Source organism: Halalkalibacter akibai JCM 9157 (genome assembly GCF_000513135.1).
In the GTDB taxonomy this organism is placed as follows: Bacteria; Bacillota; Bacilli; order Bacillales; family Bacillaceae_D; genus Halalkalibacter; species Halalkalibacter akibai.
In genome coordinates this window covers 1-22987 of the sequence record NZ_BAUV01000037.1, presented here as the reverse complement: position 1 = coordinate 22987, position 22987 = coordinate 1, and the positions used below count along the sequence as shown (strand labels likewise).

Below are 22987 nucleotides of genomic sequence, written 5' to 3'. Positions count from 1 at the left end.
ACCACAGGAAAATAAAAAAAGAAGTTCTCAAAAAAGGGAATTTTCCGCTCTTTTAAGAACTTCTCTTAACAGTTTTTTTAAGATGCTCCTGCTTCTTCAAACTCGATTTCTTCAAATTCGCCGGCTTTTTCATATTCCGTTAACACAGCGTTTTGAATTTTCTCTCTCGTCGTTGAAGAAATTGGATGTGCAATATCTCTGAATTCTCCATCTGGAGTTCTTTTACTCGGCATTGCGACAAATAATCCGTTATTGCCGTCGATTACGCGAATATCATGAACTACAAACTCGTGGTCAATTGTTATTGAAGCAATTGCCCTCATTCTTCCTTCTGTGTTTACACGTCGCAATCTCACATCTGTTACCTGCATGCTGGCCACCACCTATAATTGTGTTTGTCATACTAAATCAATTCTCTAAAAAAATGACAAATCCTTCTTAAATTAAAAATTTTTTTCAACTTTTTATCTGTTTTTTTGACATTATTGCCATTTTCGTAGTATATGTAAGCGATTTCCTAAATTAATAAACCTAAAAGGCTTTACAAAACATTAAATTTTTCAAATAAAAAGCCTGCGTCTTTTAACTCTTGCAGGCTTTTCGGCTTGCTTATTTATTTTACAAGTGCAATTACTTCGATCTCAACTAATACATCTTTCGGTAATCGCGCTACTTCGACACATGATCTAGCAGGTTTATGTTCAGTAAAATATTGACCATACACTTCGTTAATACGCGGGAAGTCATTCATATCTTTAATAAAAACGGTCGCTTTTACAACTGTTTCAAAAGAAGCACCCGCTTCTGTTAATACTGCTTGTAAATTTTTAAAAACTTGATGGGTTTGCTCTTCCACTGTGCCGTTTATTAAATCACCTTCAGCAGTTAACGGAATTTGACCAGAGCTATAAAAAAGATTATTTACAACTATTCCTTGAGAATAAGGTCCAATTGCATCAGGAGCTTGATTTGTGTAGATTGTTTTCATCGAATTATCCCTCAACTTCCATCTTTTTTAATAAGTCTAAAACATTACCTTCTTCAATCTTTATTGTCTTATTTCTTACATCTACTTCTGATAGTCTAGTGATTGACATATACTCGTCAATCAACCTTTCTTCAACTCCAACCGTTTCAACCAAAACACCTATTCCGACCAATTCAGCTTGAAACTCTTCAAGTAGATCCATCATGCCTCGAATCGTACCACCAGCTTTCATGAAATCATCGACGATAAAAACTCGAGAACCAGGCGCTAAACTTCTTCTAGCTAATGTCATCGTTTGGATTCGTTTAGATGACCCAGATACATAATTAATGCTAACCATAGATCCTTCTGTCACTAAATGGTCTCTTCTAACAATACTAACCGGGACATTTAAATATTGTCCAACTGCATAAGCAAGAGGAATCCCTTTCGTGGCAACCGTTAGTACTGCATCAATTTTTTGATTTGCTAATACGGAAGCAAAGACTTGACCTAGCTTTTGTATGAATTTAGGGTTTCCGAGCAAATCCATCATATAAAGATAACCACCAGGTAGTATCCTCTCAGGTACTGCCAATTGATCAATTACTTCAGTGACAAAATCATTTACTTGTTCACGACTAATCCGAGGTATGTATTTAACCCCACCACTTGCTCCAGATATAGTTAAAAGGGAACCATAGCCCTCATCTTCAAAAATTTCTTTAACGATAACCAAATCCTCACTAATCGAAGACTTTGCCGATTGATATCGTTCAGAGAAATGAGTGAGTGAAATGACTTCATGGGGATGCTGGAGTAAAAAATGGGTCATATCAACTAGACGACCACTGCGCTTTAGCTTTTTCATGCTACCTCCATAAAACCGAATATTTTTTTATAATATATCACGTTCGTTCGGTTTTAATCAAGTATTTGTCGAACGTATTAACCTTACTGCAAATACATCCTGACAAAATCCCCTTAAGCCATTGTACACTCGATGCAAACGAGATTCATGTTCTACAAGGCCGAAAACAGTTGGCCCACTTCCGCTCATTAGGACACCATCTGCACCAAACCGAATCATTTGTTCTTTAATATTTCTTACTTCTGGATACATATCCAACGTTACTGACTCAAGTACATTATGTAAGTTTTGACATATCCCGGAGAAACTTTGGTTCTCTATCGCCTTAATCATGGCCTGAGTATCTGCATGTTCAATTTCATTCACCTTCAGACGTTTATACACATCTGCTGTCGAAACTCCAATAGGAGGCTTCGCTAAGATTACCCAGCAAGGTGGTGGAGATGGAATTTGTTTGATAATTTCTCCTCTTCCAGTTGCAAGAGCTGTTCCACCGTATACACAAAAGGAGACATCTGATCCAATTTCTGCTCCGAGCTCAGCTAGCTCGTCCAAGCTTAATCCTAATTGCCATAGTTCATTTAATCCTTTTAACGTCGCAGCAGCATCACTACTACCCCCAGCAAGCCCTGCAGCAACAGGGATCCTTTTTGTAATGTAAATAGAAACACCTTTACTCACATTACAACGTTCTTGTAATAAAGATGCAGCCTGATAAGCCAAATTACGATGATCGTTTGGCACAAATCCCTCTGAGACATCTACTTTTATCTGTCCATCAGCGATTTCAGTTAAATCTATCCGATCAGCCAAATCTACCATCGTCATGATCATTTCAACTTCATGAAAACCATCTTCTCTTTTTCTTATCGCGTCGAGCGATAAGTTGATCTTCGCTGGTGCTTTTACAGAATATTTCACACTTGTCACCTTCTATAATCCATTTGCTTACAATATTTTATCATTTGTACACTCAACATACCACAGTTCGAGTATTTTTCTACTATATTTGATTAATAATCAAAAAACCGGGTTTTGACACCCGGTTACTTACCTATTTTTATGGTCTTGTTGATTTACTAATTGTTGCTCTGCCATTTCAATAGCTCTTTTTACCATATTCCCTGCATCCTTGGAACGTATACTTCCCCATCCACCTTTTTCAACAGTTTGGTAAAAGCCTAGCTCTTTTGCTAGCTCCTCTTTGAATCGGCTAGACATGATGCCTCTTTTTCTACTCATGTCACACAACTCCTTTTTAAGAACCACATTTAGACTGCCGTAACTTGACTACGACAATCTTATTATGTACTAAAACACAAATATAACCCACTGAAGTAGTTACCTCAGAGGGTTATGTTTGTCTGTATATCTAGTTCTTACGTTATGCCTTTAAAACTGCTGACTCTTCTTCGTCACAAAGCATCAATTCAACCGTTTCTGTTAAGATGTCCGCATAACTATAAGAAACTCGTTCGAACGCATTTTGCTGTTCATCCAACTTCACGATAAACACAGAAGGGTATGTTTCTTCAAGGAGACCTGAACGTTCTGACGTTTTCCGACGACCACCATTTGCCTTAATCGTGATTCTCTTACCAACATTAGCATCTAATGCACGCTTAATGTCTATTAACGTTTTTGCCATTACTACACCCCACCTCACTGTATATGTAGTATAACACATTCGTCATTTTTCGTCAAACAAATAAAAAATTATATCAATTAGACAAGATTATTGTCAATGGGTTTGACGAGAAAAAATAAAAATGTTACAACTACAGGTCTCCTTTAGTATGGCAAATGACGGAAAAAATTATGTATAGAATAAATTATTAGTATTTTATAATTATTATCTTTTTTTAAAATCTAAAAAACCCTGTAGTTATATGACATTTCTAAGTCGATTCACTACAGAGCTTTTTCATTGGATTAATTTCTATTCATCTTCATATTTCATTGGCATTCCTCGTCGCATAACTCCTTTTGTCTCAACTCCACCTAATCCCTTCTCGCCTGTAATCGTATTACGTAGCACCTCAGTTAAGCTAATTCGGTCCATGAATGAAGTTAGACTAACCCTAGAGGCGATATAGACTGGATCAAGTGCATGAATGTTAATGCGTTCAGGAGAGCTAGCGAAATTTGCACCTGCTTTTATTAACGTCTCAAAGTGAGATTGACAAGCACCAGCAAAAATAACTAATTCATCACGATGGCCATTATATTTCCGTGCGACTCGTACACATTCTGCAAAGTATTTTGTATGACGGTATGACCTTGTATCATCCTCAGAACCTCTACTTTTTAAGAATGCGTCATGTCCCGTAACAACGACAATATCCGGCTGGACCATTTCGAGTAGAGAGGAGATTTGTTCTGGCATCTCTCTCTCATTCAGGTGAACACCATAAACAGGAACACCTAATTTATTATAAAGCTCCGTACATTTACGTAAATAAAGTGGATCTCCATCGATATGAAGCACGCGTCCACGCAGTTCAAAAAAATTCACATCACTTTTATATCCAGATGTTACTTCATACTCGCTACGCTGTTTCATGAGCCTTGCATCTTGCCTAAAAAGCTTATAAGAGTTTTCTTCAAGTTCTTTGGCTTTTAGCTCATGAGCGGATCTGTCTTTTTCTGAAACAATGACTACATCTTCTAATGGAGCATCAGCAAGTAAGCGCATATCTTCGCCTGCAAGTTCGACGTAGTCTGGGTACAACTCTACTACCCTAAATAGCAAATCACATTGATATGAAGGGCGAGCGACGATATCTCCTTTTTTTAGCTTCATTGTCACGCCTCCTCTCCACTTAAAATATGTCGAGAGAAGGGCTAGTGTTCCAAGTTTAAGCTAATCTTTTTAAAAGGGCATCACTTAACTTTGCAAATTCGGCCAACGATAACGTTTCGCCACGCCTTTTAGGGTCAATTTCTGCTTCTTCCAAAGCAGCTTCTATTTCCGATTTTTTCTCCTTGGGCCCTAGATTATGAACAAGGTTATTTAAAATTGTCTTACGTCTATTAGCAAAGCAGGCATGAAAAACGGTAAAGAAATAATCTTCCGACTCTACCTGAACGGCTGGTTCTTCACGAATCGTCAAACGTAATACAGCAGAATCTACACGAGGTTGCGGAACAAAAACAGTTGCAGGAACTGTCATAACCTTCTCAGCTTGAGCGAAATATTGAGCTGCAATGGACAGAGCACCATAATCTTTTGTTCCCGGCTTAGCTGCAATCCGGTCTGCAACCTCAGCTTGAATCATTACAACAATCCCGCGAATTGGTAAGTGCTCCTCTAATAACTTCATCAAAATCGGTGTCGTTACATAATATGGTAAATTGGCTACAACCATAATATCATCAACATCCTGAAAATGTTCTTCAATCATTTCTTGAATATTTGCTTTTAGAACATCGGAATGAATAATCGTCACATTATCATAAGGAGATAATGTATCTTTTAAAACAGGAAGTAGCCTTTGATCGATCTCATAAGAAACGACTTTTTTTGCTTGTTTAGCTAACTGCTCTGTTAAAGCACCAATCCCCGGTCCTACCTCGATTACTCCGGTAGACTCTGTTATATTTGCAGCATTTACAATATTACGCAAAATATTTGTATCAATTAAAAAGTTTTGTCCTAAACTCTTCTTGAAGCTAAAGCCATATTTATTTAAAATTTCTTTTGTTCTCTGCGGTGTAGCAATATCTTTTAACATTTAATTAGTTTCCTCCTCAAACACACGTTGCATAGCCGCTCCAAACTCCTCAGCTGTTATTCGAAAGGTGTGTAATCGTTTATGTAGTTGCTTTCCGTTAGCATAGCCAATTCGAAGCAATTCTCCTAAACGCTCTCTTCTTTTTTTAGCATGTACACCAGCAATCAATCCTGCTGCATGTAGATCCTGCCATGTAACTACTTCATTAAATTCAGTTGTTTCTTGTTTGGCATGCAACAAAGCTTCTCTTATCGCTTCAGGCGTTGCATTTTCTACGCCCAGGTCATTTTGATTTTTTGAAATTGCTTCTTTTTTAGGTAGAAATGCATGTTTACAGGTAGGAACTCTACCGCTAACAATCTTCCTAATTCTCTCTCCAGGATAATCTGGGTCTGTAAATACTATAACCCCTCTGCGTTCTTCAGCTAACTCAATTTTTCTAAGTGTACTCTCGCTAACTGCAGAACCATTCGTTTCAATTGTATCGGCATCAACAGCTCTTTTGACAGCTACCGTATCATCCTTGCCTTCAACCACAATGATTTCTTTTATTTTCATCCCTTTACTCCTAAAATATAAAATAACTTGTCTTATTGTAGCCCATTACTTGCGTTTACATAATAAGCTCACTTTATGTAAAGAATCATTCTTTACTTTAACACGTTCATGAAGCAAAAGACTATCTTATCTATTTTTCACATAAAAAACTAGCAGAGATTTACTCCTTTATATGTTCTCGAGTTAAATGCTACTTTCTTATATTATATTTTTTTCTATTAGTGAAATGGAGCGGAAGTCACTCGACTCCTGCGGGATGCAGAGGTAGGGCCGAGACCCCACAGGCGTAGCCGAGGAGGCTCGGCACCTCCCCGCGGAAAGCGAGTGGCTGTAGCGCAATGGAACGAACATGTAGAGGAGGTATACCCACAGAAAAATTTTTTATAGCAATAAGTTTCAAGCATTCCATTAAAAAAAAGCACAGTGTGGCGTCGCCACTCTGTGCTAACATGCTAATTTAAAATAGTTACTTTTACCGTTCGATTTCCCCAACGGAATGCATCTGATTTCGTAGGTACATGCACATCAATTTTATTGCCTTTGATTGCACCACCAGTATCACCTGCGATAGCTTCCCCGTAGCCCTCAACATAAACTCTTGATCCTAGCGGGATCACATTCGGGTCAACAGCGATTACTTTCATGTTACGGTTTTTATTAAGATTAATGCCAGTTGCTGTAATTCCGCTACAACCACTACATCCAGCAGTGTAAGCTGTAGCCGTTACTGTTAGTGTGCGACCACTTCTAGCTTCACCACTAGAACTAGAACCTGCACTTGAACTACTAGAACTAGAACCACGTGATACAGTTGGAGCTGGCTGAGTACCTACTGCTACAATTCGGTCCTTGCCTTCTTTTACCGTTTCCGTTTTAACAAGTTCACGCGATACTTCTTCACCATCTTCAAGAACTACTTCATAATGTTTATTTACTTTTCCGTTTTCTCCTGATTGAACGACTTTTTCTGTTCCCGTACGTAACTCATTATCCTTGCGGGTAACCGTTCCAAAAGCAACAGACTCTTCCACCACATCGGTGACTTTTTCTACCCGTATTACTTTAACTTCTGATTCTTCGCCAAGCCTTGTTTCTAAATCTGGCTCGACCCGATCAAGCTCACCTAGCGTAACACTTTCTCTCTCTAAAAAGTCAGCGACAGTCGTCGAAGTTGTCCATAATTCATGTTGTTCACCGTCACTAGTAAGCTCTACTTGAAAAGCAGATTCATAGATTAGATTCATCTTATCTGAAATCTCTTCACTTAATGCTGGTGCAATAAAATCATGTTCACTTACTTCAATACTTAATTCATCAATAAATTCTTCTACATTATCTGCGGTGGTCCAAACAATTTCTTCATGATTTTGAATCGTTACGAAAACTTGCTTCGCCTGATCCCATGTAATTGACATATTTCCATGTATTTCCGTATCTAAACTAGGCTCTACTTGATCATATTCTTGGACGTTCCATTCTTGCTCCTTCATCAACTCAGCAACTGTGGATGCATGTGTTTGCACCAAAATTTCTTCTTCTCCGTCAATCGAGATTGTTACAGTTGCCTTTGTCGCCTCGTATACAGCGTAAGTAATCACGCCTCCGAAGAGAATGAGACTGACAACGGAGATAACCAACTTCTTCCATAAACTCATAGCCGGAAGGAAGTGGCTCCTGTGTGCTTCCATCTCAAAACATTCCTCCTTCTTTAACGTCAAAAATTATAAACACTGTACCCCCTTTTGTCAACGTACTAATTTTTGCTAACTGCCCGCATTAGACTTATTATCTACGAAAACAAGAGCAAAGGAAACAAAAACTTATCGACACGTCCAATCTATGCAATCGTTGTTCTTTGTAGAACTAGTACGAAAAATAGAATATGTAGACAAGCTTCGTCACCATTAGTCAAAAATTGCTATCAAGAAATGCCAAAAAGTTTTTTTGCATTTAACGTTGTTTGCTTTGCTACTTCCTCGTAGTCTAGTTCTTTCAGCTCTGCAATTTGCTCTGCTACAAGCTTAACTAGAGCTGGTTCATTCCTTTTACCTCGAAAAGGATGTGGTGCTAAGTATGGACAGTCTGTTTCAATTAGTAAACGATCCAATGGAATTTCTTGTGCCACTAATTTAGGACGTTTTGCATTTTTAAATGTAACTGGCCCCCCAAGAGATATATGAAAGTTCATTCGTAAACATTCCATCGCAATTTCGACACTACCACCAAAACAATGCATAATGCCTCCCACTTCAGAAGCTTCCTCTTCCCTTAGGATATCTACAATGTCTTGATCTGCATCACGATTATGAATAACAATAGGCAATTTTACTTTCTTAGCTAGTTGAATTTGTTTTCTAAAGACTTCTTTTTGAACCTCTTTAGGTGATTTATCCCAATGATAATCTAATCCCATTTCTCCTAAAGCAACAACTTTTGGGTGAGCACTTAGTTCTTCTAACCATCTTAAATGAGCATCGGTGAAATCTATTGCGTCAACAGGATGCCAACCAACGGCAGCATAAAGAAATTCATATTCTTCAACAAGTGCTAATGCTCTATTTATCGTTTTTTCATCAAAACCGACAACGACCATATATTGCACTCCTGCTTCTTTTGCTCTTGAAATCGTTTCTTCTAAATCCTCATCAAACTGATCTGCATTTAAGTGTACATGTGTATCAAATAACACGCTTTCCTACGCCCCTTTTTTTCTCAGATATAGTAAGGGGTTATCGCAAAAAATCACTTGGATTTTTTGCGATAACAACATTTCATTATTTTACTCTCGCTCCATTCGGTAACTGACCATCAATCGTTGCAAGTTGTAGTTTTTTCCCTTTGGAGCCCGCTAAAATCATTCCTTGAGAAAGTTCACCACGTAACTTAACTGGCTTTAAATTCGTAACACAGATAACTTTTTTGCCGACTAATTCTTCTGGGGAATAAAACTTTGCAATTCCTGATACAACTTGACGTTGTTCAAACCCAAGGTCTAATTGTATTTTCAAAAGTCGATCGGCTCCTGATACTGGTTCTGCCTTTAAGACTTCCGCTACATGAAGTTCTACTTTTGTAAAATCCTCAATTGTAATCTCATTTTCTTCAACTTCAGGAATATCTTGCTCAGTTTTTGTTACTGCAGCCGTTCCCCCACCCATTAATCCGACAATATGAGCAACCTCTTCTTCCATATCTAGTCTTGGAAAGATCGGCTCTCCTTTTTGAACACTTGTTCCACTCGGGATTAAAGCAAATGACTTAAGTGATTCCCAATTCGTTATGTCATTATTAAGTCCTAATTGGGACCAAATGCGCTTAGGTGTTTCTGTCATAAACGGTTGAATCATAATAGATACTTGACGAAGCGCCTCAGCCAAGTGATACATGACTGAACCAAGTTCTTCCTTTTTAGCTTCATCTTTTGCTAATACCCATGGTTGTGTTTCATCAATGTATTTATTCGTACGACTAATTAATTGCCAAATAGCCGTTAACGCCACTGAAAATTCCATTTCTTCCATGGCATTTTCTACTTTTACAACTGTCGCTTCAACTAATTCAACAAGACTTGTATCAAATGGCGTTGCATCTTTGACGTAAACTGGAATATTACCATCAAAATACTTATTAATCATTGCAACAGTTCGATTAAGTAAGTTTCCTAAATCATTCGCTAAATCATAATTAACACGCTCTACAAACCCTTCAGGTGTGAATACCCCATCAGAACCAAACGGAACTTCTCGTAACAAGTAATAACGTAACGCGTCCAAGCCATAGCGATCAATTAACGGAACAGGGTCAACGACATTTCCTTTTGACTTAGACATTTTTCCGTCTTTCATCAACAGCCATCCATGACCAAATACTTTTTTAGGTAGTGGTAAGTCTAGAGCCATCAGCATAATTGGCCAATAGATTGTATGGAAACGTACAATCTCTTTTCCTACTAAGTGAACATCCGCTGGCCAATATTTTTGATAAAGCTCTTCGTTTTCACTTCCATAACCGAGCGCCGTAATATAGTTGGATAGCGCGTCAATCCAAACATAAACAACATGTTTAGGGTTACTAGGAACTTGAACACCCCATTTAAATGATGTACGAGATACAGCTAAATCCTCTAGCCCTGGTTTAATAAAATTATTAATCATTTCGTTTTTGCGAGATTCTGGTTGAATAAATGTAGGATTATCTTCATAAAATTTCAGCAAGCGATCTGCATAGTTACTCATTTTAAAGAAATAAGACTGTTCACGAACTTTTTCCACTGAATGACCACTGTCTGGACTTTTCCCTCCAATGACTTCACCCGCGTCATTTTTGACAGGATCTACCAATTGTCGCTCAGTGTAAAAAGTTTCATCCGGAATCGAGTACCAACCTTCGTACTCATCAAGATAGATATCTCCTTTTTCGAGCAAACGTTCAAATATTTGAGCGACAACTGTTTTATGACGGTCTTCTGTTGTGCGGATAAAGTCATCATAAGAAACATCAAGTTTTTTCCAAAGTTCTTGAATTCCAGCAACAATTTGATCGGTAAACTCTTGTGGTGTTTGACCCTTTTCAGCTGCTTTTGTCTCAATCTTTTGCCCATGTTCATCGGTTCCTGTTAGAAAACGAACATCATAACCACGTAAACGCTTATATCGTGCCATTGCATCTCCAGCAACAGTTGTGTAAGCATGACCAATATGAAGCTTATCACTAGGATAGTAAATAGGGGTTGTTAAATAAAAACGTTTTTTGTTCTTTCGTCATTCCAATTTCCTCCTCATTTTCTGCATACAAAAAGCTCTCATCCCAGAGGGACGAGAGCATAACTCACGTGGTACCACCCAAATTCCCTTTTCATTTCACAACAAAAAGGCTCATGAAGTCTCAGACTTCTTCTGTTAACGCCAGCTACGTTACTCCCTTATGTCAAACACTCGAAAGTAAACTCCTCCCAGGACCATCTTCAAACCATCATCTATACCGGTTTTCAGCTACCCCGGCTCTCTTCATAGCATAAGCTACCTATAGACGGTTGATTCTACTCATCCCTTCATCGGAAAAACCATATTCAATCAAATTCTACCCAAAATATACCTAATCCATTCAAACTAGTCAAGGTCGTGTATATAAAGTAGCAAATGGGGTCTTTTGTTTCTTTATAATCCCCTCGCTACTTAAACGCTCTAATTCCTGTTTCCACGTTTGAACATCCCAACTTTTCTCCGCCTCTTTATTTAAGCTTGACAACTGTTGCATTAAGCTCATCTCTGCAAGTGGTAAAAAGGAGTCTAAAGCTTTCATGAGCTGATCCGCATCTTGTTCTTTCATCTTCTTGAGCTCATCAAACGGATTTAACGTGTGTGGACTCGCTGAATGAGCATAACGTATTCGCACCGCCATTGTTCTTCCCATAATAGCAGAAGAAACAAATACATCACCAGATCTTAAATAGGGAAGTCGTTTTCCTTCATCATGAGTAAGATCGGTTTCTTCTTTGATCGTCTGAATATCAGTTCCCCTAACTGTTCTAAACACAAATTTAGAATTTAGCTGAGCTGTAATCGTCTCATCAAGAAGGGTCGGTCTTTGTGTAGCAAAAATAAGGAACACACCATATTTCCTTCCTTCTTGAGCAATTTCTTTTAATACTGATTTTGCTGGTGCGTCAAAACCCTTAGGAGCAAAGTTATGAGCTTCGTCTGTCACGACAATAAAAGGAGGAAAAAACTCTCCTTGTTTTTGTTGTAACTTTGCATCTCGAAATGTCCGGCGCTTTCCATATAAAGCTCCGATAACATAGCTTGAAAACACTTGTAGCAACCAAACAGCTCCTTGAATCACAACTAATTTCCCGGCATGAATCCCTTGTTCAATCGCTCTAATATTTTGCTGAAACAATCCCGCCTGATTAAGCCTGTTAACCCTCCATTGAATGCCTTTAACAGAAGCTAATGGCAGGCTACCATACTGTTCTAGCAATTTCCTAAACAAACTAAATCGACTAATTTCATCTCTTGTCATCCCACCATCATGAAGCAACGACTCTACTTTCTGTTTTCCAAGTTCTAATGCTTCAGCTAAATGGGCAACTCTGTCACTAAAAGATTGATAACTATCTTTTCTTTTATGAATGGATTGGATCACGTTAATCATAGATTCTGTCAAAGAACCAGCTGCAGAAAGCAAACGTTCAACATCTCTTGTAGACAACGCAGAAAAATCAACTCCTACATCCTGGCCAATTTGAACAACGATGTATCTTTCTCGGTAAGCTAGGGTTCCAGGTACTTCTCCCTCAGTAGCGAAATTCATTTCAAAATGAGGGTCAAACACAAGTGTTGGAATTTGAAGCTTCATAATTTCCTCAAGCATGACACGAAGTCCAAATGATTTTCCAGATCCAGATCCGCCAAAAACGCCTATATGTGGGTATTGCTGCATCGCTCTAATATCAAAAATGAAAGGCACACCATTTTGTTTTCGAAGACCATTGTGATCATCAATATGTAAGAGCCCTGTAAGTGATTCAGGCAAACTCGGTGCTATGAAATCAGTTGATTTAACCTCACCAAGAACTAGACCATTTTCAGGACTTGTTTTAACTAATAAAGATGAAATTTCACTGAATTCTGGATGTCGAACGGCTGCCCCCGTTTGAATAGGTTGGACTGCTTCTTCAAACAAACGCACTTTAGCAAGATGAATATCATCTGCACCAATGTCATAACCAATTTGCTCTAATGTCTTTAATACTTGTTCATCTGCCAATCCTTTATCAAATCCCATTGGGATGTAACGATTATAAGAAAAAGTTTCAACCACTTCTCCTTTAGGCTGATACAAGGAGTCATCCTCTATCACTAACATCTCATTCATTCTAAATTTATGATTTTTAGAAGCAACAAACACTTCATGCTGTGTAGTAACCCCAACAATTTGCATAAGCTCGGATCCCCCTTTGTCAATGTTTTTATAAAGGTCTTGCTCCTCGTTTTTTCTCGAAAAATCTTTTTCGCATCTCAGGTTCTATATACTGTTCTACTAATGCCTCAACTAACTTGTCCGTTACCCTTACTTCACGGTCAATATGATCCAACCAAAGCGGGATACCTCGGCCACCACTTGGAGTTAACGTTAATAACAGACTTGCGATCTCTTCTTTTGAAGTTGCTTGTTCCTCTAAAACATCAAAACCTGTGATCGCTGGGTCTGTGCTTAATCTTACCCAGACAGACTGTAACCCGGCTTTACTTTGAATACTCTCTACAAAAAGCATCTCTCCTTTTTCAAGTACGCCAAATAATAAATCTCGATCGTATGTATAGGGTTGTTTCCTGAAAGATTGAAACGGTTCAAGCTTCACTAAATTCTCTGTTGTTATCTCTTCTGAAACGCCTACTAGCAAAACATCCTTTTCTATCGCTTTTCTCTTCAGTTTCTCCCATTCCAAAGGAGCGTCAATTCGGTAATGAAAAAGGGCACCATCCATCATGATAATAGCTAGTGAACTTTCCTCGATTAACTGAAGAGCGACTTGTAATTCTAGTTTAGCTAATAAGTGAGATCTCCAATTTTTTTGAATTCCTCCCTCTAGTTCATCCATATTTACTTCATCTATTAACGGCGAGTATATATCTGTAGCCTGACAGGCCTGACCAGAGATTGTTTTGGCTAATGCTTGAAATAAATATAAAATATGTGGCGGTTCGCTTTTCGTTTGGTTTACAGAGCCATCAACGGCAGCTACTTCATTGCCTTTTAACCAGATTTTTAAACTATTTGTCGAAAAACGTTCAATTTGTCGAATTTCCGCTCCCGATTCGATAAGTTTTTGTCGAATAATCATTTTATTGTCACTTGAATATTGGTAAAAATGCTGCAGGTTTTCATTCATTAATTTTAACTTTTTTACTAATTCAGGATATATCTGTAACATGATTTTTTATTCACCTCCGGCTGTAACTTGCATTTTATCAGCTTTTTGCAATCTTTTGTAAAAAATTTCTTGTGTTAAATTCATTAAAAAAGAATTGACTTGATTTGGAAACACTGGTACTCTAAATGAAGATAGAAAAATGTCGAATAATGACACTAAAATAAATTGTTTTGTACTCGAGAGGAGAAAGCAGAATGAAATCTACAGGTATCGTTCGTAAGGTTGATGAATTAGGACGAGTTGTTATCCCAATAGAATTACGTCGTACATTAGACATTGCAGAGAAGGATGCACTTGAAATCTACGTTGATAATGACCGCATTATCTTGAAAAAATATAAGCCTAACATGACTTGCCAAGTAACTGGCGAAGTTTCAGATGAGAACTTATCTATTGCTAACGGAAAAATTATTCTTAGCCCACAAGGCGCTGAAGAAATTATGAAAGACTTACAAGAGTATCTTTCACGTACACAAGCATAATTTAAAAAGGGTACCTACAGTTTACGTTCTACCCAAAACTCCATGAAGAGTTTTGAGTACGTTCATGCTGAGGTGCCCTTTTTTTTATTCTTGATGAAACTCTGCATAGACCATTCTTTTTTGAATGTTTCGCTCACGAGCTACCTGTTTAATAGCATCTTTTGAAGACATACCTAAACCAATGTAATGCTCCACATGCTGAGGAACGGAAATTAGATTCCACCACTCTTCTTTTTCTTCCTCTAACGAATTTCCTTCAACTACAAGACAAAATTCACCCTTAATTGTCCCAGTCTCACACCATTTAATGGCATCCTCTAAAGTTCCTCGTTGATATTCCTCAAACTTCTTCGTTAACTCTCGGCTAATCGTCATATTACGGTTACCTAAGACTTTATACATGGCTTCTAGAGCTTCCTTTAAACGGTGAGGTGATTCGTAAAAAATCAAGGTTGATTGGTTATTCTTGATTTCTTCTAAAAAGGTTTGACGTTGCTTGTTTTGTCTAGGAAGAAAACCTATAAATTCAAACCGATCTGTTGATAACCCTGAAGCAACTAAACTAGTCAATGCTGCATTTGCTCCTGGTAGCGAAATTACTTTAATTCCAGCTTCTATTGCTTCTTTTACAAGATCTTGGCCTGGATCTGAAATAGCTGGCATTCCTGCGTCACTCACTAACGCAATGTGTTTGCCTTCTTTTAATTTTTCAATAAGTGTCTCTCCAGCTTTTCGTTTATTATGTTCATGATAACTAACTAAAGATGTCTCAATCTCAAAATGTCTGCATAATTTCATCGACTGCCTTGTATCTTCTGCAGCTATTAAATCAACTTCTTTTAAAATACGGATTGCTCGAAACGTCATATCCTCGAGGTTCCCTATTGGTGTTGGTACTAAATACAATAGGCCACTTGTATCTTCACCAACAAAACTTGTTTGTTGTCTCATTTCATTATTCCTTCCTTTAATAAATCATTATTTTCCTTCATAAACTTGGCTAAATTCTGGTCGGTATTCCCCAGATTCATTGTACACAACTAATGGCGGAAGACAAACGACTCCAGCCTTTCCATCTTTAATTCCTTCAATTAAAACCATATTTGCTTCTTTACCTTGTTTCGGGTGGATAAATTGAATTCTTTTCGGTTCAATACGATAAGCACGCATGAACGTCATAATGTCTGTTAATCTCTCTGGTCGATGAACAAGAGCTACTTTACCTTTTTGTTTAACATAGCTACTGCATACCCGAATCACCTCTTCTAATGAGCAAAGAATCTCATGACGCGCGATAGCCAAATGTATGTTTTTATTTTTTTCTTCTTCTGTTACCGTTTCAAAATAAGGAGGGTTACACGTAACCACATCAAAGAAGTCCTTCTTTATATTTGCTGGAATGTAGTTTAAATCTGCTTCAATGATCTCAACTTGATTATGTATTTCATTTAAGGTTAACGTTCGTCTTGCCATATCAACGAGTTTAGATTGAATTTCCACACCAACTAAAGATGCTTTAGTTCTCGTTGTTAGTAAAAGGGGAATTACTCCATTACCAGTACAAAGATCGAGAATATTACCTTTTTGGATCGGAACTTGAACAAACCGTCCAAGTAGGATAGCATCAATGGAAAATGAAAATACATTTGGACTTTGAATGACTTTCAATGGTGTCCCTGCAATAAAATCAATGCGCTCTTCTTTTAACAAATTCACTTTTATTTAAACCCCCCTTACCTTTCTACACTCTAATGTTTTATCTATGTGTCATTTCCAGGAAAATTATCATGAAGATAACTGATAAGAAAAAAGCAGACCCTCAATTTTGAAAGATCTGCTCCGATAACCTTTTATTTTTGGTGTAAAAATGACAAACAGAATAAACAATCGTCTCCGTCTGATCGGATACTTCCATAATGGGTATTACAAATATGAAAACCTTCTTGATACAGTCTAGCTAAATTGTCATAGCCCTCACCGACAAATGACTTTTTAACATTCACTGTTTTTTTATCTCCCACTTCTTGAATTTCTTCTTGAGCTTCTAATCGCTCACGAAGATTTTCATTTTCAATGTGAAGATAGTGATTTTCTTCAATTAAATAGGCTAACTGTTCTTTTAAGCCTCTTAATTCATGATGTAATTCCCCTAAGCGCTCTTCTAGTTGGCTCACCTGTGTAAAAATTGCTTTTTTATCCACGATGCCCCCACCCCATTATTCTGCAGCCTCAGTCGACACAACTTCCTTCGCCATTAGTTCATCCATTGTGTACTCGACTACTCGTTCCCCTTCAGTTAATTCTACTTGAATCAATCGCTCTAAAAGGTTAAGTCCTACAACCTTTCCTCTTCCATCAGGAGTCTTAATCCGCTTTCCGATGTCTGGTAGCTCTTGTTTTGCTGACTCATACATATCATTTTCATATTTCAGACAACACATTAACCGACCACAAAGCCCAGATATTTTAGCTGGGTTCAATGATAAACTTTGATCCTTCGCCATTTTAATAGAAACTGGTTCGAAGTCGCCTAAAAACGAAGAACAACATAGTACACGTCCACAAGGTCCAATTCCACCAAGCATTTTTGCTTCATCACGGACTCCAATTTGACGCAACTCAATTCTAGTACGGAAAACAGCAGCTAGATCTTTTACAAGTTCTCTAAAGTCAATTCTTCCATCTGCAGTAAAGTAGAATAAAACTTTGTTACGGTCAAACGTATATTCAACATCAACAAGCTTCATATCAAGATCATGTTGACTGATTTTCTCTGTACAAACTTCAAAAGCTTTTTTAGCAGCATCGAGATTTTCTTGTACGATTAATTTATCCTTATCTGTTGCTGTTCTAATCACTTGCTTTAGCGGAAGAACAACGTCGTTATCATCAACCGTCTTTATCCCAATCACAACTTGTCCGAACTCAACGCCTCTTGACGTCTCGACAATCACGGCTTCTCCCTTCGCTAACTGAAAAGTACCGGGGGAGAAATAATAGATTTTACCCGCTTTTTTGAAGCGAACACCCACAACTTGATGCAATCTTCTATCCCTCCTGTATAGTAAGTAACAACTTTTCCATTAAAAGCTGAGGATTGACATTGGAAGCAAGATGCTTTTTTGCTTGCAATACAGCCGACATTCTTCGGCTTAATACATCCTGAGTACTATTTAATGCTTGTTGCTCTAATTTATTTTGTTGGTCAACGTAGGTAAGGGAATCTAATTTCCCTACCTTCATATACATAAGATCGCGTAACCATAAGAGAATCATATCTAACCCGATTTCTTGTTGGGATTTTTCCTTAAATAAAGGTATCCACTTTTCTTGAACGGTAAACAAAACCTGACTCGGTCTAGAATATGTCTCTTCCATCAATTGTATCACTACGGTTCGTGCTTGTGCAATCCAATCTCCTTCTAACAGTTGCAAGGTTTCCTCATAACTCGTTGTTAAACTAGCTAACATGGTCGCTATTGTATTAGAATTGCCATCTTCTACTAATATATCAATGAATTTTCCCCGTAATAATGGAGCGAATGTTAGATGTTGGCTTCTTGAGTGAATTGTTGGTAAAACCTTACTTCCTTGCTCTGTTAAAAGAATTGCTAGTGTTTCAGCTGCTGGCTCTTCTAGAAATTTCAAGATACTATTTGCTGCTCCTACTGTCATTAAGTCAGCATGAGAAACAATATATACTTTCTTTGCTGATTCAACTCCCCGATAAGAAAATTCCTTTTGTAAATGTTCAACCTGGTGTTTTTTAATGGACTGCCCATCTGGATCAATGATATGTACATCTGGATGGTTTCCATGTTCAATTCGCTTACAATCTCGGCATTCCATACAAGGATCACTTCCTTGTCTTTCTCCGCAAAAGAAGCTCTTCGCAAGTTGAAGAGCTACTTTCTTCTTCCCTGTCCCTTTACTTCCTTCAAATAGATAAGCATGGGCTAGTCGATTTTTTTCCAGAGTACGAACAAGGAGATTGATAATTTTAGGTTGGGTATCCTTTAGTTGTTCCCACGTTTCCATTTGTTTCAACACCTTTTAGAATTGCTCAAATTGTTCAACTGGTAGTACAAATACAGTTGCTCCTCCAACTTGCACTTCAACAGGATAAGGAACATAAGAATCTGCATTACCTCCCATTGGAGAAATTGGAGCAACTAATTGATCACGACTTTTGCAATTTTCTTTAATAATGTTCATAACATCTTTCACTTTTTCATCTTCTGTACCAATAAGAAAAGTGGTATTTCCTGCTTTTAGAAAACCACCTGTACTTGCTAATTTAGTAGCGCGGTAGTCTGCTCTAACTAAAGCATCAGAAAGTCGGTTACTATCCTTATCTTGAATAACAGCCATAATTAATTTCATGTAAAACAGCTCCTTTATTCATAAAGTACGCGACTCAACAAATTGATTAATCACATTCATTGCCGCGGTGAATACAAGCTCAATTGGTTGATTAGCATCAATTTTAATGATTCGATCTCGGTAAACTGTCATTACTTTCGAATAGCCTTCTCGAACTCGTTCGTGGAATTCCAATTTTTCTTGATCCAAGCGATTGACTTCTCGGTTATAATCAGCATTAATTCTAGACATTCCAATGACCGGATCAACGTCAAAGAACAGCGTCAAATCTGGCAAGTGACCTTCTATCGCAAATTCATTAATTTCTTTAACTTCATTGAAACCTATCTTTCTTGCATATCCTTGATAGGCTAAGCTACTATCAATAAAACGATCACAAAGAACAATTTTTCCTTCATTTAAAGCAGGAATCACTTTTTCAACAAGATGCTGTCTCCTAGCAGCGGCATATAATAATGCCTCTGTTCGACTATCCATTTCTGTATGATTAACATCTAAAATAACCGTTCTGATCTGCTCTGCAATTCGAATTCCACCCGGTTCACGGGTTCGAATGACATCACGCCCATCTTGCTTAAGTTGATGTTCAATTTGATCAAGAACAGTTGTTTTTCCTGCCCCTTCTCCACCTTCTACTGTGATAAAAAAACCTTTACTCATTTTCTTCCTCCGAATCAATTACCAAGACATCAGTGACTTCTTTCTCCGATTGAAACCGAGCCCCAGCCCGCTTTAACGTTTGGATTTCACTTATGACAGATTCATCTAATTTTTCTCCAGGTAAAACAATAGGTACACCTGGCGGGTAAGGAATAATTGCTTCTGCAGCAACATATCCTATTGCTTCTTCTAATAAAATTCTTTTTTTACGTAGACTACGTATTTGCTTTGCTGTTAGCTCTAATTTTTTAACTCTACGTGAAAAAGAAATTGGTTTTTTGTTAAACTCTTGATCTAACACCTCATATTGACTTAGATCTTTTGCTAAATTTCTTATAACTTCCATTGGCAGTTGACTTTTACCTAAACCAAATACTAATAAAACATGTTTGTCATCTGCTAATTCTGTATAGAGGCAATGTTTGTAAAAAATCTTTTGAAGCTCAAACCCTGAAAGTTTAGTTGTTGTCCTTATTGTAACTTTTAATGGGTCTAAAAGATAGCTTTCGTCCCACTCCACTACTTGAATTTGTTTGATTAAAGCTAATTCTTCTTTTACTTGTTGAATCCCTGCCATAATTTCATTTATTTTTTTCTTATCTAAAGACTCGACATAGGCTCTAGCCCCGTCTAAAGAGGCCATTAGTAAATAAGATGGGCTACTCGATTGAAACATCGTCAGAGCTTCCTTTACCCGTTGTTGCATGGAATCCGGTAGTTTATTACTCATATGCAAGAAAGAGCTCATCGTTAAGGCTGGAAGCATTTTATGAGCAGATTGCACCGTAATATCTGCGCCTTGCTCTAAAGCTGAAGGTGGAAACGGCATGCCTAAACAATAATGCGGAGCATGAGCTTCATCTACTAGCACCAGTAATCCTTGTTGTTTAGCATAAGAGATAAGCTGATTAATGTTTAAACTACTTCCATAATAATTAGGATATGTCAGCACGAGCCCTTTTGCCTCAGGGTATAAATTAATAGCTTCCTTTAGCGTCTCTAATGTTAAACCAACAGCTAGTCCTGTTTTTGCATCAAACTCAGGTGTGAGAAGAGCTGGAGTAAGGTCAGCAATTTGAACAGCATGAAATATGGATTTATGACTATTTCTTTGAATAAATATGGTATCACCTGGCTCAAATAATCCGTACATCATTGCAATATTCCCGACAGTCGTACCTCCAACTAAAAATAAAGATTCCTTTGTATTATATAAGCGACTTACCGCTTGTTGTGCTTCTTGTATGACACCCGTAGGCGCATGTAAATCATCAAGCCCTTCTAACTCCGTAAGGTCATAAGTAAACACACTGGAGAAATCCGACATTGAAGGATGAAAGAATTCTCCATTCTTATGTCCAGGAACATGAAGGGAAAAAGGCCTTTGTTTCAGATGCTTTTTTAAAGCGTCAATTAATGGAGTTTCCAAAACCTTGTCCTCCTATTTAGTACTTTCCTTTATGATACTTGAATAATAACTTAATGAAAATTAAAATAGCAACATCATTCAAACATGCTACACTAACTTTATAAAGTCGTTCTTAGGAAAGAGGATTTAGATGAAGAAAAAAATTGTTCTTATCACAGGAGCTAGTAGTGGCTTTGGCTTTCTAACGGCTATCGAATTAGCAAAGCAAGATTACGTAGTAATTGCAACAATGAGAGACTTATCAAAAAAAGAAATATTAGTGTCAACTGCCAACCAACTGCACTTGGACAATTTAAAAATACTTCAATTAGATGTAACTAATCTTGATCAAATTAATGAGTTAAAAGAGTCCATTTATAAACAATATGAAACAATTGATATTTTAATTAATAATGCTGGATATAGTGTTGGGGGAATGACTGAACATGTTAGCTTACAAGAGTGGAGGGAGCAATTAGACACCAATCTTTTTGGGGTCATTGCGGTTACGAAAGCTTTTTTACCTTTAATGAGAAAAAAACGTGGGGGTAAAATCATCAACCTCGGTAGCATAAGTGGTCGATTTGGATTTCCTGGACTTGGCCCCTATGTAACTTCTAAATTTGCGTTAAGTGGCTTTAGTGAGTCATTACGTCTTGAACTACTTCCCTTTCATATTTATGTTAGTCTTATTGAAGCAGGCTCTTTTAAAACTGATATTTGGGAAAAGGCTTTATCTAATAATCATTTTGCAGACGAAAATGATTATACTCCCTACCTAAAGAAAATTTATCAGGCGGCTGAACAATCGGCTAAAAATGCAGCTGACCCAAAAGAAGTCATTCAAGTTATACAAAAGATATGTTCCTCTAATAAACCCAAATTTCGCTATCAGGTTGGAAAAGGTGTTAGATCGTTAGTTATTTTAAAGAATCTTCTTCCTTGGTCATTTGCAGAACGAATGATAATTAAACAAATTTATCGCAGTGAACAAAAAAAGCGTTAGGGTTTCATTCCCGAACGCTTCTTTTACTATAAGTTATACTATACATATTGAGAGGACACCGTTCTCATTTGCTTTACATACTTATTGTACATTTGATCACTATCATTTAAATGCACAATTTCTTGTTCACATGTTTGACAAATAAACGAGAAAGCAATTGAAATTCCTTCTTCTCTCCTCTTTTCACAAATAACACATTGTTTACCTAGCCGCATCTTCACTTTCTCAGTCTTCGGCATCTCCATCACCCCTGACCTCATTATCGGCTTCTCCTTTAAGATTCATACATTGTTATACTCTTAATCTATTCTTTTTTTGTAGTTATGTGCCTATCCATCTAAATATTTTATCTTTTTATCTGTAGGAGTCATAAGGTGGCAAGTAGTTTTTTAAACCTGCTCTTACATATCTAATTCAATAAAAACACAAAATCTTAAATCCTTTAGTTAATTTCAACAATACTCTTACTTATTTATTAAATGTTTAATACAATGTAAATAATAAGAAAAAAACAGTTGGAGGGGATTGTTTTGGCTAAGGCACTTAATCGAATAAAATCACAGTTAGCACAATTAGACAGAGAAAATAAATGGGAAGATCTTCAAAGAGATGAAGTAATTGATCTTTTAATTTTTGAAGAAATCAAAGCTGCTTCTCATGAATTAGATTTTGAAGGGGTAGGAAGAATGGTTGATTACCTACTAAAAGAAGGAGAAAAATTAAAAGAAGACTAACTTATTAGTGAGGGGAGTTGTGTAAGCAACTCCTATTTGCTGTAGATTGATTAAAAATGAACTCAGTTTTTATTTTTCACACAAAAAAAAGCACTCCATAACGGAATGCTTTATCTGCCTGGCAACGTCCTACTCTCACAGGGGGAAGCCCCCAACTACCATCGGCGCAAAAGAGCTTAACGACCGTGTTCGGCATGGGAACGGGTGTGACCTCTTCGCTATCGCCACCAGACTATTGAGAAGATTCT

General features: G+C 37.4%; 26 protein-coding genes and 1 rRNA gene. 3 read left to right on the top strand and 24 right to left on the bottom strand.

Annotated elements, in window-relative coordinates:
• Positions 1 to 77: 77 nt before the first annotated feature.
• From spoVG to JCM9157_RS16975, 14 genes are all read right to left on the bottom strand, one after another.
• Positions 78 to 371 (bottom strand): septation regulator SpoVG, encoded by a 294-nt coding sequence (spoVG, locus tag JCM9157_RS17045; RefSeq protein WP_035666619.1) that lies wholly within the window; start codon positions 369 to 371, stop codon positions 78 to 80.
• A 242-nt stretch (positions 372 to 613) separates the two neighbouring features.
• Positions 614 to 988: a RidA family protein gene (locus JCM9157_RS17040; protein ID WP_035666618.1), complete on the bottom strand. Its 375-nt coding sequence runs from the start codon at positions 986 to 988 to the stop codon at positions 614 to 616.
• Between the two features lie 4 nt (positions 989 to 992).
• On the bottom strand, positions 993 to 1838 hold the full coding sequence (gene purR / locus JCM9157_RS17035) for a pur operon repressor (RefSeq protein WP_035666617.1): 846 nt from the start codon (positions 1836 to 1838) through the stop codon (positions 993 to 995).
• Positions 1839 to 1895: 57 nt separating this feature from the next.
• A complete protein-coding gene (ispE, locus tag JCM9157_RS17030; RefSeq protein WP_035666615.1) occupies positions 1896 to 2759 on the bottom strand; it encodes a 4-(cytidine 5'-diphospho)-2-C-methyl-D-erythritol kinase in 864 nt (287 codons plus the stop codon).
• A gap of 129 nt (positions 2760 to 2888) precedes the next feature.
• A complete protein-coding gene (locus JCM9157_RS17025; RefSeq protein WP_035666613.1) occupies positions 2889 to 3080 on the bottom strand; it encodes a small, acid-soluble spore protein, alpha/beta type in 192 nt (63 codons plus the stop codon).
• A 142-nt stretch (positions 3081 to 3222) separates the two neighbouring features.
• Positions 3223 to 3486, bottom strand: coding sequence for a biofilm formation stimulator Veg (veg, locus tag JCM9157_RS17020; RefSeq protein WP_035666611.1), 264 nt, complete (start codon positions 3484 to 3486; stop codon positions 3223 to 3225).
• Between the two features lie 291 nt (positions 3487 to 3777).
• Entirely contained in the window at positions 3778 to 4641 is an 864-nt protein-coding gene (gene yabG / locus JCM9157_RS17015; RefSeq protein WP_035666609.1) for a sporulation peptidase YabG, read from the bottom strand.
• Positions 4642 to 4696: 55 nt separating this feature from the next.
• The gene (gene rsmA, locus JCM9157_RS17010) at positions 4697 to 5572 is read right to left on the bottom strand and encodes a 16S rRNA (adenine(1518)-N(6)/adenine(1519)-N(6))-dimethyltransferase RsmA (RefSeq protein WP_035666606.1); all 876 of its coding nucleotides are present in this window, start codon (positions 5570 to 5572) and stop codon (positions 4697 to 4699) included.
• Positions 5573 to 6130 (bottom strand): ribonuclease M5, encoded by a 558-nt coding sequence (rnmV, locus tag JCM9157_RS17005; RefSeq protein ID WP_035666604.1) that lies wholly within the window; start codon positions 6128 to 6130, stop codon positions 5573 to 5575.
• Positions 6131 to 6582: 452 nt separating this feature from the next.
• Complete coding sequence (locus JCM9157_RS16995; RefSeq protein WP_035666600.1) at positions 6583 to 7818, bottom strand: resuscitation-promoting factor; 1236 nt, start codon at positions 7816 to 7818, stop codon at positions 6583 to 6585.
• Between the two features lie 233 nt (positions 7819 to 8051).
• Positions 8052 to 8819, bottom strand: coding sequence for a TatD family hydrolase (locus tag JCM9157_RS16990; protein ID WP_035666598.1), 768 nt, complete (start codon positions 8817 to 8819; stop codon positions 8052 to 8054).
• A gap of 85 nt (positions 8820 to 8904) precedes the next feature.
• Complete coding sequence (gene metG / locus JCM9157_RS16985; RefSeq protein WP_035666596.1) at positions 8905 to 10854, bottom strand: methionine--tRNA ligase; 1950 nt, start codon at positions 10852 to 10854, stop codon at positions 8905 to 8907.
• Positions 10855 to 11242: 388 nt separating this feature from the next.
• On the bottom strand, positions 11243 to 13072 hold the full coding sequence (locus JCM9157_RS16980; protein ID WP_035666595.1) for an ATP-binding protein: 1830 nt from the start codon (positions 13070 to 13072) through the stop codon (positions 11243 to 11245).
• A 28-nt stretch (positions 13073 to 13100) separates the two neighbouring features.
• Positions 13101 to 14066: a DNA double-strand break repair nuclease NurA gene (locus JCM9157_RS16975; RefSeq protein WP_035666593.1), complete on the bottom strand. Its 966-nt coding sequence runs from the start codon at positions 14064 to 14066 to the stop codon at positions 13101 to 13103.
• Between the two features lie 194 nt (positions 14067 to 14260).
• Between JCM9157_RS16975 and abrB the strand changes: the two genes are divergently transcribed.
• Positions 14261 to 14548 (top strand): transition state genes transcriptional regulator AbrB, encoded by a 288-nt coding sequence (gene abrB, locus JCM9157_RS16970; RefSeq protein WP_035666591.1) that lies wholly within the window; start codon positions 14261 to 14263, stop codon positions 14546 to 14548.
• An 84-nt stretch (positions 14549 to 14632) separates the two neighbouring features.
• On the opposite strand, the gene rsmI is transcribed toward abrB, so the two are convergent.
• The 8 genes from rsmI to JCM9157_RS16930 all read right to left on the bottom strand — a co-directional run bounded on the left by rsmI (position 14633) and on the right by JCM9157_RS16930 (position 21020).
• Entirely contained in the window at positions 14633 to 15499 is an 867-nt protein-coding gene (gene rsmI, locus JCM9157_RS16965) for a 16S rRNA (cytidine(1402)-2'-O)-methyltransferase (RefSeq protein WP_035666590.1), read from the bottom strand.
• A 27-nt stretch (positions 15500 to 15526) separates the two neighbouring features.
• On the bottom strand, positions 15527 to 16264 hold the full coding sequence (locus tag JCM9157_RS16960; protein WP_035666589.1) for a tRNA1(Val) (adenine(37)-N6)-methyltransferase: 738 nt from the start codon (positions 16262 to 16264) through the stop codon (positions 15527 to 15529).
• Between the two features lie 134 nt (positions 16265 to 16398).
• Positions 16399 to 16749 (bottom strand): DNA replication initiation control protein YabA, encoded by a 351-nt coding sequence (gene yabA, locus JCM9157_RS16955; protein ID WP_035666588.1) that lies wholly within the window; start codon positions 16747 to 16749, stop codon positions 16399 to 16401.
• Positions 16750 to 16764: 15 nt separating this feature from the next.
• A complete protein-coding gene (locus JCM9157_RS16950) occupies positions 16765 to 17592 on the bottom strand; it encodes a PSP1 domain-containing protein (protein ID WP_035666587.1) in 828 nt (275 codons plus the stop codon).
• Between the two features lie 4 nt (positions 17593 to 17596).
• Positions 17597 to 18586 (bottom strand): DNA polymerase III subunit delta', encoded by a 990-nt coding sequence (holB, locus tag JCM9157_RS16945; protein WP_035666584.1) that lies wholly within the window; start codon positions 18584 to 18586, stop codon positions 17597 to 17599.
• Positions 18587 to 18601: 15 nt separating this feature from the next.
• Positions 18602 to 18931 (bottom strand): cyclic di-AMP receptor DarA, encoded by a 330-nt coding sequence (gene darA / locus JCM9157_RS16940; RefSeq protein WP_035666583.1) that lies wholly within the window; start codon positions 18929 to 18931, stop codon positions 18602 to 18604.
• Positions 18932 to 18949: 18 nt separating this feature from the next.
• Positions 18950 to 19591, bottom strand: a complete 642-nt coding sequence (gene tmk, locus JCM9157_RS16935) for a dTMP kinase (protein WP_035666582.1) — start codon at positions 19589 to 19591, stop codon at positions 18950 to 18952.
• On the bottom strand, positions 19584 to 21020 hold the full coding sequence (locus JCM9157_RS16930) for an aminotransferase class I/II-fold pyridoxal phosphate-dependent enzyme (RefSeq protein WP_035666581.1): 1437 nt from the start codon (positions 21018 to 21020) through the stop codon (positions 19584 to 19586). The genes tmk and JCM9157_RS16930 overlap by 8 nt, the downstream gene beginning before the upstream one ends.
• Before the next feature lie 130 nt (positions 21021 to 21150).
• On the opposite strand from JCM9157_RS16930, the gene JCM9157_RS16925 reads away from it, so the two are divergent.
• Positions 21151 to 22005: an SDR family oxidoreductase gene (locus JCM9157_RS16925; protein WP_035666580.1), complete on the top strand. Its 855-nt coding sequence runs from the start codon at positions 21151 to 21153 to the stop codon at positions 22003 to 22005.
• Between the two features lie 38 nt (positions 22006 to 22043).
• Here the strand turns inward: JCM9157_RS16925 and JCM9157_RS16920 are convergent, their stop codons facing one another.
• Positions 22044 to 22244 carry a sigma factor G inhibitor Gin gene (locus JCM9157_RS16920; protein ID WP_035666644.1) on the bottom strand — a complete coding sequence of 67 codons (201 nt, stop codon included), beginning with the start codon at positions 22242 to 22244 and terminating at the stop codon, positions 22044 to 22046.
• Between the two features lie 291 nt (positions 22245 to 22535).
• On the opposite strand from JCM9157_RS16920, the gene JCM9157_RS16915 reads away from it, so the two are divergent.
• Positions 22536 to 22739: a hypothetical protein gene (locus tag JCM9157_RS16915; RefSeq protein WP_035666579.1), complete on the top strand. Its 204-nt coding sequence runs from the start codon at positions 22536 to 22538 to the stop codon at positions 22737 to 22739.
• 116 nt (positions 22740 to 22855) lie between these two features.
• Here the strand turns inward: JCM9157_RS16915 and rrf are convergent.
• Positions 22856 to 22971 (bottom strand): 5S ribosomal RNA (gene rrf / locus JCM9157_RS16910).
• Between the last annotated feature and the right edge of the window lie 16 nt (positions 22972 to 22987).

Excerpts from the sequence above, each read along its gene's own strand:
- spoVG (WP_035666619.1), bottom strand. The coding sequence starts at position 371 with ATGCAGGTAACAGATGTGAGATTGCGACGTGTAAACACAGAAGGAAGA.
- JCM9157_RS17040 (WP_035666618.1), bottom strand. The coding sequence starts at position 988 with ATGAAAACAATCTACACAAATCAAGCTCCTGATGCAATTGGACCTTAT.
- JCM9157_RS16995 (WP_035666600.1), bottom strand. The coding sequence starts at position 7,818 with ATGGAAGCACACAGGAGCCACTTCCTTCCGGCTATGAGTTTATGGAAG.
- JCM9157_RS16925 (WP_035666580.1), top strand. The coding sequence starts at position 21,151 with ATGAAGAAAAAAATTGTTCTTATCACAGGAGCTAGTAGTGGCTTTGGC.
- rsmA (WP_035666606.1), bottom strand. The coding sequence starts at position 5,572 with ATGTTAAAAGATATTGCTACACCGCAGAGAACAAAAGAAATTTTAAAT.
- JCM9157_RS16920 (WP_035666644.1), bottom strand. The coding sequence starts at position 22,244 with ATGCCGAAGACTGAGAAAGTGAAGATGCGGCTAGGTAAACAATGTGTT.
- veg (WP_035666611.1), bottom strand. The coding sequence starts at position 3,486 with ATGGCAAAAACGTTAATAGACATTAAGCGTGCATTAGATGCTAATGTT.
- JCM9157_RS17025 (WP_035666613.1), bottom strand. The coding sequence starts at position 3,080 with ATGAGTAGAAAAAGAGGCATCATGTCTAGCCGATTCAAAGAGGAGCTA.
- JCM9157_RS16975 (WP_035666593.1), bottom strand. The coding sequence starts at position 14,066 with ATGTTACAGATATATCCTGAATTAGTAAAAAAGTTAAAATTAATGAAT.
- darA (WP_035666583.1), bottom strand. The coding sequence starts at position 18,931 with ATGAAATTAATTATGGCTGTTATTCAAGATAAGGATAGTAACCGACTT.
- abrB (WP_035666591.1), top strand. The coding sequence starts at position 14,261 with ATGAAATCTACAGGTATCGTTCGTAAGGTTGATGAATTAGGACGAGTT.
- purR (WP_035666617.1), bottom strand. The coding sequence starts at position 1,838 with ATGAAAAAGCTAAAGCGCAGTGGTCGTCTAGTTGATATGACCCATTTT.
- JCM9157_RS16980 (WP_035666595.1), bottom strand. The coding sequence starts at position 13,072 with ATGCAAATTGTTGGGGTTACTACACAGCATGAAGTGTTTGTTGCTTCT.
- rsmI (WP_035666590.1), bottom strand. The coding sequence starts at position 15,499 with ATGAGACAACAAACAAGTTTTGTTGGTGAAGATACAAGTGGCCTATTG.
- rnmV (WP_035666604.1), bottom strand. The coding sequence starts at position 6,130 with ATGAAAATAAAAGAAATCATTGTGGTTGAAGGCAAGGATGATACGGTA.
- holB (WP_035666584.1), bottom strand. The coding sequence starts at position 18,586 with ATGGAAACGTGGGAACAACTAAAGGATACCCAACCTAAAATTATCAAT.
- yabG (WP_035666609.1), bottom strand. The coding sequence starts at position 4,641 with ATGAAGCTAAAAAAAGGAGATATCGTCGCTCGCCCTTCATATCAATGT.
- tmk (WP_035666582.1), bottom strand. The coding sequence starts at position 19,591 with ATGAGTAAAGGTTTTTTTATCACAGTAGAAGGTGGAGAAGGGGCAGGA.